Annotated in this window: 13 protein-coding genes; 2 read left to right on the forward strand and 11 right to left on the reverse strand. The window is 64.9% G+C overall.

Annotation, left to right across the window (positions count from 1 at the left end; all coding sequences use genetic code 11):
• The first annotated feature begins 3 nt into the window (after positions 1-3).
• Both MLE64_RS09535 and MLE64_RS09540 read left to right on the forward strand, forming a co-directional pair.
• Complete coding sequence (locus MLE64_RS09535; RefSeq protein ID WP_243317507.1) at positions 4-732, forward strand: glycosyltransferase family 32 protein; 729 nt, start codon at positions 4-6, stop codon at positions 730-732.
• A gap of 122 nt (positions 733-854) precedes the next feature.
• A complete protein-coding gene (locus tag MLE64_RS09540) occupies positions 855-1,973 on the forward strand; it encodes a glycosyltransferase (RefSeq protein WP_243317508.1) in 1,119 nt (372 codons plus the stop codon).
• 61 nt (positions 1,974-2,034) lie between these two features.
• Here MLE64_RS09540 and MLE64_RS09545 read toward each other — a convergent pair whose 3' ends face one another.
• The 11 genes from MLE64_RS09545 to MLE64_RS09595 all read right to left on the reverse strand — a co-directional run bounded on the left by MLE64_RS09545 (position 2,035) and on the right by MLE64_RS09595 (position 18,177).
• A complete protein-coding gene (locus MLE64_RS09545) occupies positions 2,035-3,579 on the reverse strand; it encodes an oligosaccharide flippase family protein (protein WP_243317509.1) in 1,545 nt (514 codons plus the stop codon).
• A 9-nt stretch (positions 3,580-3,588) separates the two neighbouring features.
• Complete coding sequence (locus MLE64_RS09550) at positions 3,589-4,563, reverse strand: polysaccharide pyruvyl transferase family protein (RefSeq protein WP_243317510.1); 975 nt, start codon at positions 4,561-4,563, stop codon at positions 3,589-3,591.
• On the reverse strand, positions 4,560-5,885 hold the full coding sequence (locus tag MLE64_RS09555; RefSeq protein WP_243317511.1) for a hypothetical protein: 1,326 nt from the start codon (positions 5,883-5,885) through the stop codon (positions 4,560-4,562). The genes MLE64_RS09550 and MLE64_RS09555 overlap by 4 nt, the downstream gene beginning before the upstream one ends.
• A gap of 86 nt (positions 5,886-5,971) precedes the next feature.
• On the reverse strand, positions 5,972-7,003 hold the full coding sequence (gene galE, locus MLE64_RS09560; protein ID WP_243317512.1) for a UDP-glucose 4-epimerase GalE: 1,032 nt from the start codon (positions 7,001-7,003) through the stop codon (positions 5,972-5,974).
• Between the two features lie 17 nt (positions 7,004-7,020).
• Positions 7,021-7,734, reverse strand: coding sequence for an HAD family hydrolase (locus MLE64_RS09565; protein ID WP_243317513.1), 714 nt, complete (start codon positions 7,732-7,734; stop codon positions 7,021-7,023).
• Positions 7,722-8,687, reverse strand: coding sequence for an ATP-grasp domain-containing protein (locus MLE64_RS09570; protein ID WP_243317514.1), 966 nt, complete (start codon positions 8,685-8,687; stop codon positions 7,722-7,724). Before MLE64_RS09570 ends, MLE64_RS09565 begins: the two co-directional genes overlap by 13 nt.
• Entirely contained in the window at positions 8,684-9,319 is a 636-nt protein-coding gene (locus MLE64_RS09575) for a sugar transferase (RefSeq protein WP_243317515.1), read from the reverse strand. Before MLE64_RS09575 ends, MLE64_RS09570 begins: the two co-directional genes overlap by 4 nt.
• A 2-nt stretch (positions 9,320-9,321) precedes the next feature.
• Positions 9,322-10,518: a DegT/DnrJ/EryC1/StrS family aminotransferase gene (locus MLE64_RS09580; protein WP_243317516.1), complete on the reverse strand. Its 1,197-nt coding sequence runs from the start codon at positions 10,516-10,518 to the stop codon at positions 9,322-9,324.
• Positions 10,519-10,619: 101 nt separating this feature from the next.
• The gene (locus tag MLE64_RS09585) at positions 10,620-12,554 is read right to left on the reverse strand and encodes a polysaccharide biosynthesis protein (protein ID WP_243317517.1); all 1,935 of its coding nucleotides are present in this window, start codon (positions 12,552-12,554) and stop codon (positions 10,620-10,622) included.
• 912 nt (positions 12,555-13,466) lie between these two features.
• Positions 13,467-16,895, reverse strand: a complete 3,429-nt coding sequence (locus MLE64_RS09590) for a hypothetical protein (protein ID WP_243317518.1) — start codon at positions 16,893-16,895, stop codon at positions 13,467-13,469.
• Positions 16,896-17,283: 388 nt separating this feature from the next.
• A complete protein-coding gene (locus MLE64_RS09595) occupies positions 17,284-18,177 on the reverse strand; it encodes a protoheme IX farnesyltransferase (protein WP_243317519.1) in 894 nt (297 codons plus the stop codon).
• Positions 18,178-18,186 lie beyond the last annotated feature (9 nt).

The raw sequence follows: 18,186 nt of genomic DNA on the forward strand, positions 1-18,186 counted from the left end.
CAGATGCCCCGCATCCCCAAGATTCTGCACTACTGCTGGTTCGGGAAAGGCAACCTACCGCTGGAGGCAATCCAGTTCATCGATGGGTGGCGAAGGGTTTGCCCCGACTATGAAATCCGCGAATGGAATGAAACCAATTTCGACGTGTCCTGCTGCCGCTATGTATCAGAAGCTTATGAACGCCGTAAGTTTGCATTCGTCAGTGATTATGCTCGTGGGTGGGCGCTGCTTCAGCACGGTGGCATCTACCTCGATACTGACGTTGAACTCCTTCGGCCCATGGATGTTTTTCTCGAGCATCAGGCCTTCTTCGGGTTCGAACACGGCCACTATGTTGCCACCAGCACCTTCGGTTGCGCCCAGGGCCACGAGATCATCAAGGAATATCTGGCGCAATACCAGGATCGGGCCTTTGTAGAAGCGAACGGGCGTGAGGACCTGACCACTAACGTCCAGGTACTTACCCAACTCCTCGAACGGCGAGGTCTGATCCTCAATGGCCTGCGACAAGATCTGCCTGATGGTGTGGCTTGCTATCCGGAGACTGTGTTCTCCCCTTACGATTACGCCAACTGTCTGGACCATCGGACACCCGCGACGGTGGCCATCCACCACTATGCCCAGACATGGGTAACACCCAAAGGGAAGGCACTTCGGCGGCTGAAAGAAACTGTTGCGGCTCTCGGTGGTGGGCCTTTGATCAAGTACCTTCGAAGGTTATTGCGGTCCTAGATTCTTCCCTCGACCACGACACCTCATTCGGGTTAATCGGCGTGAAGCATCAATCTCTTGGCACTCGAAGGAGGATTCTAGTCCTCTCCCACGCCATGCGGATTGGCGGGGTGGAACGGTCCTTGATCGGCCTGCTAGAGCACCTGCTCCTTGAGGGGCATGAGGTGAGCCTCTTTCTCTGGGCTCATGAAGGGGAGTTCATGGGACTCCTGCCTGCTGGAGTGCGCCTGCTTCCAGAACTGCCGGCCTACACAATGCTTGAGCGCCCCATCCACCGGGTGCTCACCGAGGGGTATGTGGGCATCGCTCTGGCCCGGTTTGCGGCCAAGGTCGTAACTGCCCTGCGGGATCAGTTTCTGGGGCGACCCGGCTTCCTGCTTCCACGAAGCCTTCGCTACTGCCTGCCTTTTCTTCCTCCCATTCCAGGGCGCTATGACCTGGTCCTGAGCTTCCTCACCCCCCACGATGTGGCGCGAGCCAAGGTGCAGGCCGATCGCCGGGTTGGATGGATCCATACGGACTACGGTTCCGTGGAATACGGGGTGGACCAGGCCTTTGAGTGGCCCATGTGGGCCGCCATGGACCGCATCCTAGCGGTGTCCGAAGGTGTCCGTGACTCCTTCATCAAGGTCTTTCCGGAAGCGTCAGGCCGCACGGGTGTCATGGAGAACATCCTTTCCTCCACCTTCATCCGTCAGCAGGCCGAAGGGGATGTGAGTGCCGAGATGCCCCAGGAGCCGGGAATCGCGCGCCTTTTTTCAGTCGGACGATTCTGCCATGCAAAAAATTTCGACTCCGTGCCGCAGATTGTGCGCCGTCTGGGTGAATTGGGATGTCTGGTGCAGTGGTACCTCGTCGGCTTTGGGCCCGATGAGGTGCTCATCCGGCGGCGAATCGCGGAAGAGGGGGTTGGGGATCGCGTCATCATCCTGGGGAAGAAAGCCAATCCCTATCCGTACATGAAGGCCTGCGACCTCTATGTCCAGCCTTCGCGATACGAGGGGAAGGCCGTGACCGTGCGCGAGGCCCAGATTCTAGGCAAACCGGTTCTGATTACCGCTTATGACACCGCTCCAAGTCAGATCCGCCATGGAGAGGATGGGTGGATTTGCTCCCTGGACCCGCAGGGCATTGCTGAGGCGATCCAGATGCTGCTGACGAAACCGGGCCTCATGGCGCGGCTAGCTGAATGCGGACATATCAGCAGCCAGGGCATCGAGAATGATGGTTGGTCATTTTGATGGATTTGTGATGGATTTGGTCCAAATTGTTAGAAAATATAAAAGCTTTAGTTGGGGATTGTTACTCAAAAGATGTATTTTTGAGTTTTAATTGCGCGCTATAGCCGGTTTCTCTTAGCAGAATTCGTATGGCATAAGCGGCCGCGGCCATGGGCGTACCAAGACTGACAAATCCGACGCCAGAGCCCGACTGATGACACCAGGAAGCCCAAGCCATGAGCAACCCCATTCCCACCAAGAACTCCCAGATGGCTGGGTTTGTTCGCGAGCAGAATCCCAGGGATCTTCCGTGGGCGAGGATCAATAGCCCAGCGTAGGCCAGGGTGGCGAGGGTTAGTGCCCATGCAGCGCCCAGGACCCCCCAACGGGGAACGAGCCAGAACAACAGACCGGCATTGAGAAGGGTGAAGGTGCTTTCGTACGCGAGGTACAGGGAACTCCTTCCTTGGGCCAAGAGGGCCAAGCGGAAACCGGACACCAACACTCGGGCAAAGACCGCGACAGCGAGTAACCGCAGAATCCCGGCTGCTTCGATGAATGAGGTGGTGTAGAGCAGGCTAAGCAAGTGGGGTGCGAGGCCTAGGATGAACATGAGCCCTGGAAAGGCCAGCAGGACGGACATGCGGAGTTGTTGATTGAAGGAAGCATTGAAAGCGCTGGGCTCCCTGACTTGGCTCGCCAACCTGGGGTAGAAATCGGTGCTTAGGGCTGTGAGCACGAAAGTGGCCAGCATGGTCGAAATGGACGAGGCTGCCTGGTACTGACCTAGCGCAGCCAAGCTGGTGGAGCGTGTGATGGCCAATCGCTCGATATTGGGGTAAACCGCGCCGATCACCGCCGAAAGCATCACGGGCGCCCCGAAACGTATAAGCCCGCCCGCCTCAATGATGCGTTCGCGCCAGGGGATCGTGGTCGATGGGAGGTCCAAGCGCCGGGTGTACCAGGCTGCCACGGCCAGGGTGGCGAAGCCGCCGGCGACGATGGCCAGGGGAATGCCGTAGGGACCGCAGAATACAAGAAGGGGGATGGTTAGGAGTGTTCCTACCACGGCCCCAAGGATGTTGATGATGGCCAGGTCAGTGATTCGGCGAAGGCCTTGGATGACACAAGTGTAGGCTGTCGTCAGGGCCCGAAAGAGGATGGTCAACCCCAGAATGGCCACTGAGAGGGAAGCACCGGGAGCCTTCAACACCCAAGTGGCGGCAGGGTGGCTGAACCCAATCATCAGGAGGCAACCGACTCCGCCGGTGGCCCAGGTCGTCACCTTGAGGGTGGAGGCAACCTTGGAAACCTCGATCTGATCCGGAGCCCCGGAATACTGGGCGATTCGTCGGATGCCGCTGGTCCCCAGGCCGAAGCTGGTCAGGATGGCAATGATCTCCACCCAGCCGGACATCAGGCCGAACAGCCCAACCCCGGGGGGGCCGCTGACGAGGGCGATCACCTTGGTCCGAACCAGCCCGACGGCCATGACGATGATGGAACTCAGACTGACGATGACCGTGGACTTGAGGATGTCCTTGGATTCGGCTTGCCGGCCCCGGGCTCCAACGGACAGAGCTGGCGCCAAGTTATTGGCCGGTTGGATGGAGGAAGGGGCGGGCATCTATGGGGCTCAGGCCACGCTGCTGATGAATGCTCGGCAGGTTGTTTTGAGAGATTCGGCCCATGCCTCGTGGGTCGTGGGGTTTTCGGGGACGATGCCCCGCTGGAGTAGAGCCTGGAGATCGAAAGTCGCCTCGTAGCCCCCATCAGGGTGTATGTCTATCCGATGGAACAGGTCGATCAATCCGTCGAAGCGGCAGTGGTCCACCTCGGAAGGAAAGTAGTTCAGGAAGATCACGGGAGTCCCCAGGGCCAAGCAGGGGAGGGCCGCATGAATCCGGGAGGTGATCACCAACCGGGCCTTCGCGTACCTGGACAAATAGGTCTCGGCCAGTGTGAATCTGTCTTCCTGGGTTGTCTTGGCGGCGGGCAAGACATGGTGAAGCACACGGGAAGAGGCGAGGAATGTCGCGGGGAAGATTCGATCCAGAAGTCGCTGGCCAAGCCCCAGCCTTGGGAGGTCGCCCTGGAGGATGTGGCGCACCAGAGATCTCGGGCTCGAAAAGCAGGATGCGAGGGTCGGGAGGCTGAAGAATGGATCGACGAGGTAGATTTCCTCCGTTCGTTCGGATGGGTTCCCTCGGTACGAATCCAGGGTCAGGGTCAAACAGCCGGAGAAGTACGCCTCGATACCCACCGATTGGAGCAGATCGCGGGTGTGATGGTCCCGGCAGCCGATCGGCTGGTGTTCCTTCAGATACGCGATCCCCGTATGGCTGAGGATGCCGGCAGCGGCGCTCGAGTTAATGTGGAAGGAGGTGAAAAGCGGCTGGATGGTCTTCGAGGGGATCCAGTTCTGGTGATTGTGGGTGAACCATCCATTGAGAATCATGGCGATCGGATCGCCGGAGTAGGCCCCCAACTCCTCACGGTTGATCAGTCGGTCTACTGAAGGAAGAAACTGCTTGGCGGCTAGGCTTTGGATGTAATCGCCAAGGTTGTAGGTCGTAGAAGGATGGTGATAACCCAGCAGGCCATAGATCATTGCAGACGATTCCTATTGGAGTGGTGGGTCAAGTGGCGGGATAGCCGACGTCTAAGCCCAAGGTAAACAGAAAATGCCAATGGAAATTGTAAGGCCACCTTTGTCTTAAAGTTGATGTAGGGGGTGCCCTTTTCGGTGCGCTTCCTCTCGATACTGAGTTGAATGAATTGCGACAGTTCTTTTTGGGCCAACTTGCGGAGGTAGTACCTGTCCGATTCAGGGATGATGAAATTGAGGGGCTTGGCCTGGGCCGCAAGGTTCTCGATCTGTTTCCAAAGACGAAGGTTGGATGGGTTGGAGGCGAATCGGCCATGCTGGAATGCCTCGAAAAGATACTGAAACGGCTTATCGGGAAGAGGAATACCGTAGTCCATGGGATTTGCACCATGGAGTGCCAGAGTGACCGCAGTCCGTAGGCATTTTTCACAAACGCCACAATTCAGCGATTCTTTTGCATCTGAGTAGCAAACCCTCAACAAAGGTTTCGCCGGTAGGTCACGATAGGTCTCGACAATCAACCCGACCTTTTCGGCCCTGGAAAGTTCAGAACCATCATTGATGACTTGGGTACTCGCCCAGCGGATTGCGGAGTCAGTCTCTGGCGTCGACCCCCAGGCGAAGTCTGTATCGGACGAGGCGATGTAGATTTTCCCGAGGCCGTGCAGATGAGCCAAAGGGGCAAGTGATGCTGTAAGCGCAAGTCCATGCTGTACCAAAGCCCACCAGTCAGCAGACACTAAGGCATGGAGGTGGTAAGTATAGAATTCTCTGAAATCTGTTTTAACAATTGAACAGGGGAGGGTTGCTATGGGATCTAAGCGCTGGAAATAGGATTGGCAACTTTTCCATTGGAGAGTATCCCGTAGAGGAATATCGGCGCCGTGATAGAGGATGAGCCGAGGGGATTCCTTGGCATGCCGGATGAAACTTGTGAAAGCGTCGACTCCTCCGCTGAAGAGAAGTGCTGTCTTTAAAGGGTTTTCTGAATAAATAGTCTCAATTTTGTCGTAGATTATATTGGATTGAAAATTTCTGTTTGGATGATGGTGGAGAAAAAGGGCCTTGATTGTATTTATCGATTTTAAAAAAGTCGAGTCTATGGTTGGCACATAGAGGTCGGCGTCCAAGAACCAAGCGATCGGGGCCATGTTGGCGAGAAAAGGTACTGTCAAAATGGACGCAGGGCAGGTTGAAATATCTTCCTCGTATTCAATGAAAAAGGATCTTTTTCGTTTAAAATAGGACTCAACACCTGGACATTGAAAATGATAGGTCAATCGTTTATTGTTGTTTGATAATAATATTTTTTCCAGCCTAATCATAGCTGCCTCTTTTAACCATATCAGTTGTCTTTAATTTAAAACCGAATGTCATCGAATGACTGCATACATGGGTTCATCTAATAGGCTTAGGCCAGGGCTGAATTCAGAGAAGAATTTGATTTTATCCAGGTCAAGCCATCACTGCACATGGCCATTAGATCGCGTTCGGCACGCCAACCGAGCATGGTGTGCGCTCGGTCGGGATTGGCATAACACAGAGCGATGTCGCCAGGGCGGCGAGGGCCGAATTGCCAGGGAATGGGGTGTCCCATGACCTTTTCCATGGCTTGGATCATCTCCAGCACAGAATATCCGCGCCCCGTGCCGAGGTTGATGGGGATGGCGCCTTCGATCCTGGGCAGGGCCTTCAGGGCTGCCAAATGCCCGAGGGCGAGATCGACGACATGGAGGTAGTCCCTCACGCCTGTACCATCTGGCGTGGGGTAGTCCTGCCCGAAGACTTCCAGGTGAGGGCGATGGCCGCTGGCCACTTGGAGGAGGTATGGCATCAGATTGTTGGGAACGCCTTGGGGATCCTCACCCAGCAGGCCGGAAGGATGGGCTCCCACGGGATTGAAGTACCGCAGCAGGGCAATGCGCCAGCCAGGTTCGCTCTTGGCCAAGTCCCGGCAGATCTCCTCGATCATGAGCTTGGAACGCCCATAGGGATTGGTGGCGGAAAGTGGGGAATCTTCGCGGATCGGCACCTCGGCTGGGTCACCATAGACCGTGGCCGAACTAGAGAACACCAGGTTGCGGCAGCCGGCACCCCGCATGGCCTCCAGCAGGTTCAGAGTGCCCGTGACGTTGTTCTGGTAGTAGGTCAGGGGTACCCGGGTGGATTCGCCCACGGCCTTCAGGCCCGCAAAGTGGATGACGGTCTGGATGGGATGATCGCGGAAGAGGGCGGCCATGCAGCCTGGGTCTCGCACATCGCCTTCCACGAAGGTGAAGTCTCGGCCTGCCAGGGTGCAGATGCGGCTGATGACGGAAGGTTTGGCGTTGGCGAAGTTGTCCAGGGCCACGACTGCGTATCCGGCCTGAAGCAACTCCACGACAGTGTGGGACCCGATGAATCCGGCGCCGCCGGTGACCAGAATGGTGTCGGGGTTGGACATGGCTTCCTTCTTTGAACTCAAGCCTGGCTTGAAAGGAGGGGATTCCAAAGGAACCGACGCAACGCTTCCACGCCCTGGACCCGATGGGTTGCAATGGCCTGAACGGAGGGAGGCTCTGGGGTGGCATGGACCTGCCCGGGGTGCTCCACTTGCACGGTGATCCATCCCATCTGGTTCGGAGCGATGAAGTCCTTGGCGGGATTGTCGGCGATGTAGGCCACAGCGGCACCGTTCAGGCCGAATGTGGCTTCCATCTGTCTGAATGCCCTTTGATGAGGTTTCCAGAAATCCCTGCCCCACGCGTCTGTGAGCAAGATGGGATCGGCCCAGCGGGCGACCCCTAGAGCCTCGGCTTTGCGAGTCTGGGCTTCGAGAAATCCGTCTGAGATCAGGCCGATGGGCATGGCCCTTGCCTTTACCTCGTCGAGGAGACGTTCCATGCCGGGATACAACCTGATGTTGGGGCGATGATTCCGATAAACCTGAACCAAGTCGGCCACGGTGAAGCGACCTGCCAAGCTGGGTCGAGTCGCAAGGAGGGCATCGAAAACCGCCCCCCTCTGGCCAGATTGAACCTCGTGGATGAAGGCAAGGGTTTCCTCGGCAGGAAGGCTGGCCTCCGTTTCGAGCCAGGCTGCCACCGCCCGGAAGCCGCTCTCGACGTAAGTGCACTCAGGGTAGAGCGTGTCATCCATGTCAAAGACAAGGGCTTTCAGCATCATCGGGCCCATGGCAGCTGCTCAAGAAAGACCTCGGTGTGGTGCCGGGTCATGTAGAGGTTCTTTCGGTAGGCGCCGAAGGTGGGGGCCAGAGCTTCACCCCGGAGCATGCGGAGGATCCATGCTGGGTAATCGCCCCCGGCTGCGCGGGCCAGGGGGAAGCCGCCTCCAAAGCGGGGATTGATCTCGCTGAGGACCGGGCCGTCAGGCGTCAGAAAGGCCTGAAGGGTGAGGGGGCCCCGGGCACCAAGCCGGCTGCAAGCCTCCAGGACGGTCACCAGCCAGGCATCCACGTCGGGACGGTCCAGGGTCACGCCTTGGATGGACTCCCCGCCCAAAGTCCGGATCCGCTCTCGGGGGACGAAGTGGAGGGGACGGCCCTGCAGGTCGAAGCAGGCATCGATGGTGATCTCCTGCCCCACCAGCCGCTCCTGGATGATGGGGTGGGGGACGAGGGGGAGCATGCGATCCAGGTCAGGGCGTTGGCAGGGATAGATGTGGCTGCTGGCGCTGCCGTCCCGGGGTTTGAGGAAAAGGTCCATCGGAAGACGGTCATCGGCGGTTTCCGGCAGCCAGGATGCTGGAACGGGAATTCCAGCATCCTTGAAAGCCTGGAAGGTGAGCCACTTGTCGCCGGTGATTCGCACGAAATCTGGCGAGGAGATCAGGGATGTGATGCCCTCGCCCAGGAAACGTGATGCGTGGTCCGCGAGGATCTGAAGTTCAGTGTCGATGGTGGGGACAATCAGTTGAATCTGCTGGCGTTGGCACAGGCCGAGTAGGGTGGGGATGTAATCCAGGGCCGTGACCCTCGGAACCTGGAATGCACCGTCTGCCAAGGCGCAGGCTGGGGCCAGGGGATCCATGTCTGCCACGAAGACCTTGCTTCCCATGGGATGCGCAGCCTCCAGAAAGGCCTTGAGCAGGGAAACGCGTCGCCCTGCGCTGGTCAGGAGGATGTTCATGAATGCTCCATCGTGGACATTGGAGTAGCGGTCTGATCCTCTTCAAACTCCGGCATGGTCTCGTGCCCTTCAGCGCTGATCCCTTCCCGCAGGATGACCTTCCGGGCGGTGAGCAGAAGAATCCGCAGGTCCAGGGTCATGGACCGGTGATCCACGTACCAGGTGTCCAAGGCAAAGCGGGTATCCCAATCCACTGTGTTGCGGCCATTGACCTGGGCCCAGCCGGTGATGCCGGGCGGGCAGTCGAGACGGCGGCGCTGCTCGGGGGTGTAGCGCGGGACATATCGCACGGGTAGGGGCCTCGGCCCCACGAGGCTGAGGTCGCCCCAGAGGACGTTCAGCAGCTGGGGCAGCTCGTCCAGGCTGCTGCTGCGGAGGGCCTGGCCGAAGGGGGTGAGCCGGTCTCCGTCGGGCAGGAGGTGGCCTTCCGGATCCCGGGCGTCGGTCATGGTGCGGAACTTGAAGATGGTGAAGGGGCGACCGAAACGCCCGGCGCGCGCCTGCCGGAACAGCACAGGCGACCCCAGCTTCCAGCGCACCAGCAGGGCCGTGAGGGCCAGGACGGGCGCGAGGAGGAGCAGGAGGACCAGGGCGACGCCCAGGTCCAGGGCGCGTTTCAGGAAGGGGTACATGATCAGCCGGCGGCCTCGGAGAAGCTGTCACCCATGGCGGCCTCCAGAGCGCCCCGGAGGGTCCGGAGCAGCCGGTCGTGGTGGGCCTCCTTCAGGCCGGGGTGGACCTGGAACATCAGGCTGGTCTCGCCCAGCTGCCGGGCCACGGGCAGGGGGGCCTCGGGGCCCAGGCCGGCTCCGGTGAAGGCCTTTTCCCGGTAGATCTCGCCGCAGCTGCCGCTGAAGCAGGGGACGCCCTGGTTGGCGACCTCGATCATGATGCGGTCGCGGGTCCAGCCTTCCTGCAGCTGCTCGGGGCGGATGTAGACGTAGGCCTTGTAGGCGGCGTGGCCGAAGTCGGGGCCGGGGCGGGGCACCCGCAGGGCCGGGTGGCCTTCCAGGCCATCGAGGAGGTAGGCCATGTTCTGGCGGCGGAGGCGGGTCCACTCCGCCAGCTTGCGGAGCTGGAGGCGCCCGATGGCGGCCTGGACTTCTGTCATGCGCCAGTTGGTGCCGAAGGATTCGTGCAGCCAGCGGAACCCGGGCGCGTGCTCGCGGTGGTAGACCGCGTCGAAGCTCTTGCCGTGGTCCTTGTATTCCCAGGCCCGGCGCCATACCTGCTCGTCGTTGGTGGTGAGCAGGCCCCCTTCGCCGCCGGTGGTGATGATCTTGTCCTGGCAGAAGGAGAAGCAGCCCACGTGGCCGAGTCCGCCTACGGGGCGGCCCTTGTAGGTGGCGCCGTTGGCCTGGGCGCAGTCCTCGATGACCTTCAGCCCGTGCCGCTCGGCCAGCTCCAGGATGGGATCCATGTCGCAGGGCCAGCCCGCCAGGTGCACGGCGATGATGGCGCGGGTCCGCGGGGTGATCACCTGGGCGATGGACTCGGCGGTGAGGTTGCCGCTGTCGGGATCCACATCCGCCAGCACGGGGACGCAACCCTGGGCCACGGCGGCACTGGCGCTGGCGATGAAGGTGCGGGGGGTGGTGATGATCTCTGAGCCGGCGGGCAGATCCAGGGCACGGATGGCCAGCTCCAGGGCCGCGGTGCCGTTCATGAGGGCCACGCCGTACGTGCAGCCGGAGGCCTCGGCGTACTCCTGCTCGAAGGCCCGGCCCTCCTGGCCGGTCCAGTAGTTCACCTTGCCGCTGCGGAGGACGCGGGTCACGACCTCGACTTCATCCTCGGCATAGGTGGGCCAGGGGGGGAAGGTGTGGGGCATGGGAGGTCTCCGGCAAAGGGCCGTAGGTGCGGCGGGGAAGGTCGAGCAAATGCGAATCGGGTAGGCGATTTAGGCGGGGCGGATGGCCGGGAGGGCCAGGACTAGGAGCCGTCCGCGAGGTAGACGGGGTTGGCGCCGGAGTGGCGGCGGTCACGGTTCTCTTCGGCGAACCGGCCGAGGCCCAGAGCGGAGGGGGTGTAGGTGGGCACCAGGCGGCGCAGCCAGCGCAGCATCTGGGCCTGCCGTCGGCCCTCGTCCTCCTCCATGGCGAGGCGCAGGCCATCCAGGCCCTGCTCGAACAGGGGGTCCTCCGGCTCCCGGAGGTGGGCGTCCAGGACCTTGGGGTGCACGTCCGTGCGGGATTCCTCCTGGGCGGAGAACAGCTCTTCGAAGAGCTTCTCGCCGGGTCGGATGCCGGTGAACTTCACTTCGATGTCCCGGCCGGGCACCAGGCCCGAGAGGCGGGCCATGTCTGTGGCCAGGTCGACGATGCGGACGGGCTCGCCCATGTCCAGGACGTAGACCTTGCCGGTGTCGCCCAGGATGCCGGCCTGCAGGGCCAGCTGGCTGGCCTCGGGGATGGTCATGAAGTAGCGGATCATGTCCGGGTGGGTCACCGTGAGGGGGCCGCCGGCCTGGATCTGCTGGCGGAAGATGGGGATCACGCTGCCCCGGCTGCCCAGCACGTTGCCGAAGCGCACGCTCACGTAGTGGGCGCCCGCGGGCGCGCGGCGCGCGGCGCGGAGCACCAGACCCTCGGCGATGTGCTTGGAGGCCCCCAGCACGTTGGTGGGGTTGACGGACTTGTCCGTGGAGATGTTCACGAAGGTGTGGACCCCCACGGCCAGGGCCGCGTCCAGCACCCGCTCGGTGCCGAAGATGTTGTTGTTGACCGCCTCCTCGGGGTGGGCCTCGAGGTAGGGCACGTGCTTGTGGGCGGCCGCGTGCAGCACCACCTGGGGCCGCCAGCGCTCGAACACGTGCCGCAGGCGGTTGGTGTGGCGGATGTCGCAGAGCTCGAGGGAGAGCGCCTGGTTGGGGAACAGGGCGCGGAGATCGCGCTCGATCTCCCACAGGCTGTTCTCGCCGCGGCCCAGGAGGATGAGCCGGGCCGGGCGGAAGGCGGCCACCTGGCGGGCCAGCTCGCTGCCGATGGATCCGCCAGCGCCGGTGATGAGCACCGTGGCGTCCTCGAGGATGCTGCCGAGGGCGCTCTGGTCGAGCTGGATGGGCTCGCGGCGCAGCAGGTCCTCGATGGAGACGTCGCGCAGCTCGGGCTTCCAGGTCCGGGGGCCCAGCAGGTCGGAGATGCCAGGCACGGTCTTGATGCGGACGCCGGTGGCCTGGGCCTCCTCCCGCAGGCGGCGGATGATGGCGCCGCTGGCGCTGGGGATGGCCAGCACCACCTGGGTGATGCGGTGGTCGGCGATGAGGGTGCGGAGCAGCCGGGACGGGCCCATCACGGGGACGCCCTGGAGGAGGATGCCCTGCTTGTCGAAGGCGTCGTCCACATAGCCGATGACCTGGCTGCCCAGCTCGGGGTGCCGCTGGATCTCCTGGGCCACGAGGAGCCCGGCCCGGCCGGCCCCCACGATGAGCGTGCGCTGGCGGGCATCGGGGGCTGTCTCCTGCAGAATGCCCTCGTAGCGCGCCCGGACGAAGGTGCGGGCCAGGGCCCAGGTCACGGCAGTGGCGAGGCTGGCGGTGACAAGGGTGTCGAAGCTGAGGGCGCCTTCGAGGTCGGGCGTGAGGTGGCCGAGGAGCAGGGCGGTCAGGCAGAGGGTGAGGGAGGCTGCCGTCAGCTGGAGCGTGTCCCTGAAGCCGATGTAGCGGTACTGCTGGCGGGTGAGCCGGAAGCCGAGGTTGACCACCCCGCACAGGCCCACCCAGGCATAGAGGTGCCAGGCGATGGGGGATCCCACGGACAGGAACCGCTCGCTGGCCGCCCACGCCAGGCCCGCCAGGAGGAGGTCCAGGGTCAGCTTGACCGCCTGCCGGAGCAGGGGATGGCGCCTCAAGGTGCGGTTGGTGGGCATGGGTTGACTCGGGTTCAGGGAAGGGGAGACATCCATCGGTGGGGCTTTCTTAGATGACTCGATGGTAGGACAAGCGGAAGGGGTATCGGCATGAAATACAAGCAATGAGCGCGGAAAAAGGAGACATGTGATAATCGTTTTCCAGCAGGCTTAATATGCCCATTCAGAACATTCCCTGAACGTAACCAAGGCCCTAAAGGGCATAATGAACTTGATGGCATCAAAAACCGGCTAATCGGCCGGTTGGGGCGCCTGCGTTAATGTTGGGATAATGGCGCACTGTCGTAACAGATTTACTAGGTAATTAATTAGCCATAATAATGCTATCAATGCGGGTATTTTCTGCTTGAATAACCGCGTGACAAGCGATTGATGACCATGTGGGCAAATGATGACGAAGCCATCTGGCGGCACGGGTTCACGGTCGGGACAAGGCCGGAATAGGGCTGGATGGGGTGGCGGATGCGAGTATCGGATCCCGGTTGTGACGTGAGGCACACCCGGGATACCTGCAGCCGAAGGTCCGGCAGGCTCCTTGGGAAAGAGCTTTTTTCGCCACCGATTTCGCTGATTTCAGTGATTTAAAGGCGATTCCTGGCCCCAGCGCAGCATGGGCTCCATGGGGGGGGGGGGGGGGGGGGGGGGGTGGGGGGGGGGGGGGGGGGGGGGGGGCCGCGCGGGGGGGGGGGGGGGGGGGGGCGGGGGGGGGGAGGCGCGGCCCCCCCCGCTCGTGGGGGCCCGGGGGGGGCCCCCGGGCGCGGGGGGGGGGGGGCCCCCCCCCCCCCCCCCCCCCCCATGACTTCCGGCGAAGCCGGAAGCGGCCTGCGGCCGGCCCACGCGGGACCCATCCGAAGCGCAATCAGCGCCATCGGCGAAATCGGTGGCTAAAAAGGCCTTTCGCCGGAAGAAGCCTCACTCCCCTTCGGGCACCACGGGCAGGTTCATCTGGGTGGGGGTCCAGTCCTGGAGGGGGTCGGCGCGGTCGGGGAGGATCCAGCGGAGGCCGGCGGCTTCGACGGTCTGGCGGAAGCGGTGCAGGTCCTCGCGGCCCAGGAAGGCGTTGCCCTGGCTCTCGGGGAGGTGGGACCAGAGCTCCTGGAAGCTGGGGAAGGCGTCCTGCAGGCGGGCCTTGGCGCCCAGTTTCTCGCCGCGCTGGAGCAGGAGCTGGGCGCCCTCGGTGCAGGCCTCCACCACCTCGGCGGGGAACTGGAGGTCCCGGGCCGCGGCCAGCACCTCGCTCCAGGCTTCCAGCTCCTCCTCCGCCACGGCTTCCGTCGCCGGCACCGTGGAAAGCAGCAGGGCGTGGGCGCGGTGCCACTCCAGCTCCAGCCAGCGGGAGCCGGAGCCTTCCACGGGGGCCTTGAGGCTCTCGAGGATGGCCCAGCCCTGCTCCGGGGCCTCCTGCCGGGTGCGCTGGGATTCCCGGGACAGCACCTGGGCCAGCCGGAGCTGGGCCAGCCGGTGGCGCCAGAGCATGCCGGAGGCCTCGAACTGGTCGGCCGCGGCCTTGAAGAGCCGGGCCGCATCCCGCCAGGCGCCGCGGAACCGGGCCACGTCGCCCTGGAGCAGGGTGTGGTCCCCCTGCTCCTCCGGGGCCAGCAGGAGGCGCTGGGCGCCGGACGAAGGGCCCTGGGCCTGGAACAGGGCGTGGTCCGCAGCCACGGGATCGCCCATGGCGGCGAAGGTGCGCGCGCGCCAGACCTGGATCATGGCCACCTGGGAAGCGTCGCCCAGCCGCTGGGCCTGGCCCAGGGCCCGGTCCAGGTGCGTCAGGGCCGGCCCCAGGAACTGCTGGAGGCTCCGCACCGCCCCCAGGGCCAGGTGGCTCTGGCTCTGGAGGCCGAGGTCGCCCTGCAGGCGGGCGGTCTGGAGGGCCTCCTGGAGCAGGGCGATGCAGGGGCCGGCCTGGCCCTGGGCAAGGCGGACCTGGGCCAGGCCGATCTGGGCCGGCACCAGGCCGCGGAAGTCCTGCCCGTGCTCCAGCAGGCGCTGGGCGGATTCGAGGTGGCCGGCCGCGCGCTGGAACTGCCCCTGGGCGGCCAGGGCCCGGCCCAGCGCGGTGAGCAGGGCCGCCTGGTCCTGGGGCTGAGACCGGCCGCCCTGGGGGTGGAGGCCTTCCTCCAGGGCGCGGATGCCCTTGGTCAGGTGGCCCTGCAACAGGTGGAGCTGGCCCAGGGCCAGGCGCAGGCGGGGCTGCTCGGGATGCAGAGGGTGGTCCTTCAGGCGGGCGGCGGCGCCCATGACCGGCTCCTGGGCCTCGCCGGGGCGGCGGAGGTGGAGCAGGAGCATGGCCCGCTTCCGCAGCACCCGGGCCTCGGCCAGGCGGACGCCCTCGTGGAAGGCGGATCGCCCCAGGGCGTCCAGGGCGTGGTCGAGGGCCTCCAGGGCCAGGTCCGTCACGGGCCGCGCCGGGGTCTCCCCGTCGGTGGTTGGCCCCTGGGAGCCGGCGGCCCAGGCATCCGCCAGGTGCTCGTGCAGGCGCGCCTCGTCCCAGGGCCGGGGCTGGAGCTGGAGGGCCTGCTCCACCATCCGCTGGGCCTCCTGGGGCGGGGCGGGCGGGTGGTGCTCGAGGGCCTCCAGCACGGCCGCCAGCGCGGTGGCCTCGTCGGAGGCCAGGGCCTGGAGCGTCACCGAGTGGGCCACGGGGCCGCCCTGCTCCTGGATGACGGCCAGGAGGGCGCGGGCCAGCCGCTTGAGCTCGGCCTGGGGCGTGTGGGCGAGCACCAGCTCGCGCCAGCGGGGATCGGGCATGAGGGCCTGGCCGCCCTGGAGCTGGACCAGGCGGGAGCTCAGGGCGCCCTGCTGGGCGTCCTCCAGCGCGTCGCCCGCGAGGCCCAGCAGGCGGCCGAGGGAGCTGGCGGGCACGGGCCGGTCGGTCAGGGCCAGCAGCCGCACCAGGGTGGCGGCGGCGGGGGTGAGCCGCTGGAGGCGGCCCAGAAAGACCTGCTGCACGAGGTCGGCCTGGGCATGGAGGGTCGCCGGGCGGTCGGGGGCCAGGATCCAGTGGTCCTGGTCCCAGGTCAGGGCGCCCTCCTGCTGGGCCAGCTCCAGGACGTTCCGCAGCAGGCCCGGGTTGCCCAGGCTCTGGGTCAGCAGGTCCGCCACGTAGGCCGGGGGCAGGGCGTGGCGGCCCAGCAGGTCGTCCAGGATGGCGCGGAGGTCCTCGTCCTCCATGCGATTGACGCCCACCAGGGCCGCGGAGGCCTCCTGCCGCAGATCGGCGATGAGGGGCTTCAGCCCGGCGCCCTGGGCGCCCGTGGTGAGGGAGAGCAGCCAGGGCAGGTCCGAGCGGTGGACCAGCTCCCGCACCAGCGACAGCACCTCGGGCGCGGCCCGCTCCAGGTTCGAGAGGTGGACGAGGCGGGGATGGAGGAGGCGGGCGAAGTCCAGGGCCTCGAGGGCGGCCTTCACCTCCTCGGGCTCGGGGCCAGGGTCCTGGCGGTTCCGGTGGCGCCCGCCGGTGAGGAAGGCGAAGGCGGGCATCCGCAGGGACAGGGCCCGGGCGGTCTCGGGACGCTGGGCATACAGATCCGCCTCGTTGCCGGCGAGCAGGGTCTCCAGCAGCCGGCCCAGGAACCGCCCGGCGGATTCGTCCGCGGAGGCTTCGAGGGGGTGGACCCAGATGCCCTCGCCCTCGGCCACGGCGCAGGCCCAGGCCGCCAGGTGGGCCTTGCCGACGCCCTCCTCGCCCTGGAGGAGGACGATGCGCTCCATGGGGATGGGAGCGTTGAGGCCGAGCATGAGGGACTTGAGGTAGGGCAGCTCCTGGCTCCGCCCCCGGAGGGGCCGGGCGATGAGCTCCGACAGGTCCCGGGTGTGGATCCAGGGAAGGTCGTCGGAGAGGGCCGAGGCGGGAACGGCCTCGGGCAGGAGACTGGCGAGCTCCGGCAGGCCCCAGGGAGCCCCGTCGAGGACGCGCGGGACCTGGGTGAGCCCGGCCCGGAAGGAGATGACCTCGGGGTGCAGGAACCGGGGGTGCAGGTCACGCGCGAGCTCCCGCGCGAGGTGCTGCGTCAGGGCGGCGCGCTGGGCCGGACCCCAGCCCGGCCAGAGGCGGGAGAGGGGCGTTCCCTGGAGGGCCTGGAGGTGCCAGGCCTGGCCGTCGTCGAAGCCGAAGTGGCCGATGACCGGATCCAGCGGGTCGGCGTCGCGGAAGCGGGCCAGGAAGGTGTCGCGCAGCTGGTCCAGGTCGCGCTCCGCGGGCAGCGGCGACCAGATCTGCGCCAGGAAGCGCGCGCCATCGAGTTCCCGTCGCAGGAGCTGGAAGACGCAGCCCTCGCCCTGGCCCAGGTCCATGAGCCAGGTGTAGCGGTGCGTCCCGAGGAAGCGCGTCACATCCACGGACGAGGCTTTCGCGCGGGTTCAGCGGGGCGGGGAGGCATGGCGGGAGTGTACCGCAGGGATCCGGAGAATGAGTTGGCCGCTGGTTTCAAAAGCAAAAGCCTTTTTTAGCCACCGATTTCGCCGATTGCGCTGATTGCGCCTCGGTTGATTTCCGCATGGGCCGGCCGCAGGCCGCGGTCGGCTTCGCCCGGGGGCGGGGGGGGGGGGGGGGGGGGGGGGGGGGGCCCCCCCCCCCCCCCCCCCCCCCCCCCCCCCCCCCCCGGCGCCCCCCCCCCCCCCCCCCCATGGAGCCCATGCTGCGCTGGGACCGGGAATCGGTTTTAAATCACTGAAATCGGCGAAATCGGTGGCAACAAAGCCTTTCGACCGGACTCAGCCAAGCCGCTCAGCGGCTGAAGAAGGGATCCAGGATGACGGCGGCGGTGAGGACCAGGGCGAAGAGGTTGATGTTCATGAAGACGCGGCGGTAGAGGGGGGCGTCCTGGCCTTCGCGCAGCAGGGGCAGCGAACCGGCGATGAGCCAGACGGCGCCCAGGCCCAGCATGACCTCCGCCGGCCAGGAGACCAGCACTCGGAACATCGGCAGCAGGCCGCAGGCCGCGGCGGTGCCGCAGGTCCAGGTGAAGGTCAGCCGGGACAGGCGGGGCCGGCCGAAGACGGACACCAGCGTGGGGAAGCCGGCCTTCTCGTAGCCCTCGGCGTGGAGGCCCACCAGCAGCCAGAAGTGGGGCACCTGCCAGATGAAGAAGACGAAGGCCAGGGCCAGGACCGAGGGATCCGCCACGCTGCCGCCGGCGGCGGTCCAGCCGATGGCCGGGGGCAGGGCGCCGATGAGCGAGCCCGGCACCACGGCGAAGGCGCTCACACGCTTGAGGGGTGTGTAGAAGCCGTTGTACCAGCCAAGCGCCAGGGCGCCGAGCAGGGCCGAGGTGAGGTTGTGGGCGGCCCACAGGAGGCCGAAGCCGGCCACGGCCAGGGTCACAGCGAGGATCGTGGCGGACCCGGCGGAGATGTCCCCGTGCGGGATGGGCCGCCCGGCGGTGCGGGGCATCATCGCGTCGTAGCGGCGCTCCTGCACCTCGTTGAGGGCGCTGGAGCCCATGGCCAGGAGGAGGATGCCGATGAGGGTCGTGATCAGCCCGGCATCCGCCCCGCGCAGGAAGGCCACGTAGCCTGCCGCCGCCGTGAACGTGGAGGCCCCGGAGATGCGCAGCTTGGTCAGCTCGAGAAAGGTCGAGACGGGGCTGGGCTTGGACAGGGGAAGGGCGGCCACGCTCACGAGGGTGCT

The sequence above is a fragment of the Geothrix paludis genome, assembly GCF_022808815.1.
GTDB lineage: Bacteria > Acidobacteriota > Holophagae > Holophagales > Holophagaceae > Geothrix > Geothrix paludis.

What these genes read in the sequence shown, in the direction of transcription:
- MLE64_RS09535 (WP_243317507.1), top strand. Translation starts at nt 4, where the DNA reads ATGCCCCGCATCCCCAAGATTCTGCACTACTGCTGGTTCGGGAAAGGC.
- MLE64_RS09545 (WP_243317509.1), bottom strand. Translation starts at nt 3,579, where the DNA reads ATGCCCGCCCCTTCCTCCATCCAACCGGCCAATAACTTGGCGCCAGCT.
- MLE64_RS09550 (WP_243317510.1), bottom strand. Translation starts at nt 4,563, where the DNA reads ATGATCTATGGCCTGCTGGGTTATCACCATCCTTCTACGACCTACAAC.
- MLE64_RS09555 (WP_243317511.1), bottom strand. Translation starts at nt 5,885, where the DNA reads ATGATTAGGCTGGAAAAAATATTATTATCAAACAACAATAAACGATTG.
- galE (WP_243317512.1), bottom strand. Translation starts at nt 7,003, where the DNA reads ATGTCCAACCCCGACACCATTCTGGTCACCGGCGGCGCCGGATTCATC.
- MLE64_RS09565 (WP_243317513.1), bottom strand. Translation starts at nt 7,734, where the DNA reads ATGGGCCCGATGATGCTGAAAGCCCTTGTCTTTGACATGGATGACACG.
- MLE64_RS09570 (WP_243317514.1), bottom strand. Translation starts at nt 8,687, where the DNA reads ATGAACATCCTCCTGACCAGCGCAGGGCGACGCGTTTCCCTGCTCAAG.
- MLE64_RS09575 (WP_243317515.1), bottom strand. Translation starts at nt 9,319, where the DNA reads ATGTACCCCTTCCTGAAACGCGCCCTGGACCTGGGCGTCGCCCTGGTC.
- MLE64_RS09580 (WP_243317516.1), bottom strand. Translation starts at nt 10,518, where the DNA reads ATGCCCCACACCTTCCCCCCCTGGCCCACCTATGCCGAGGATGAAGTC.
- MLE64_RS09585 (WP_243317517.1), bottom strand. Translation starts at nt 12,554, where the DNA reads ATGCCCACCAACCGCACCTTGAGGCGCCATCCCCTGCTCCGGCAGGCG.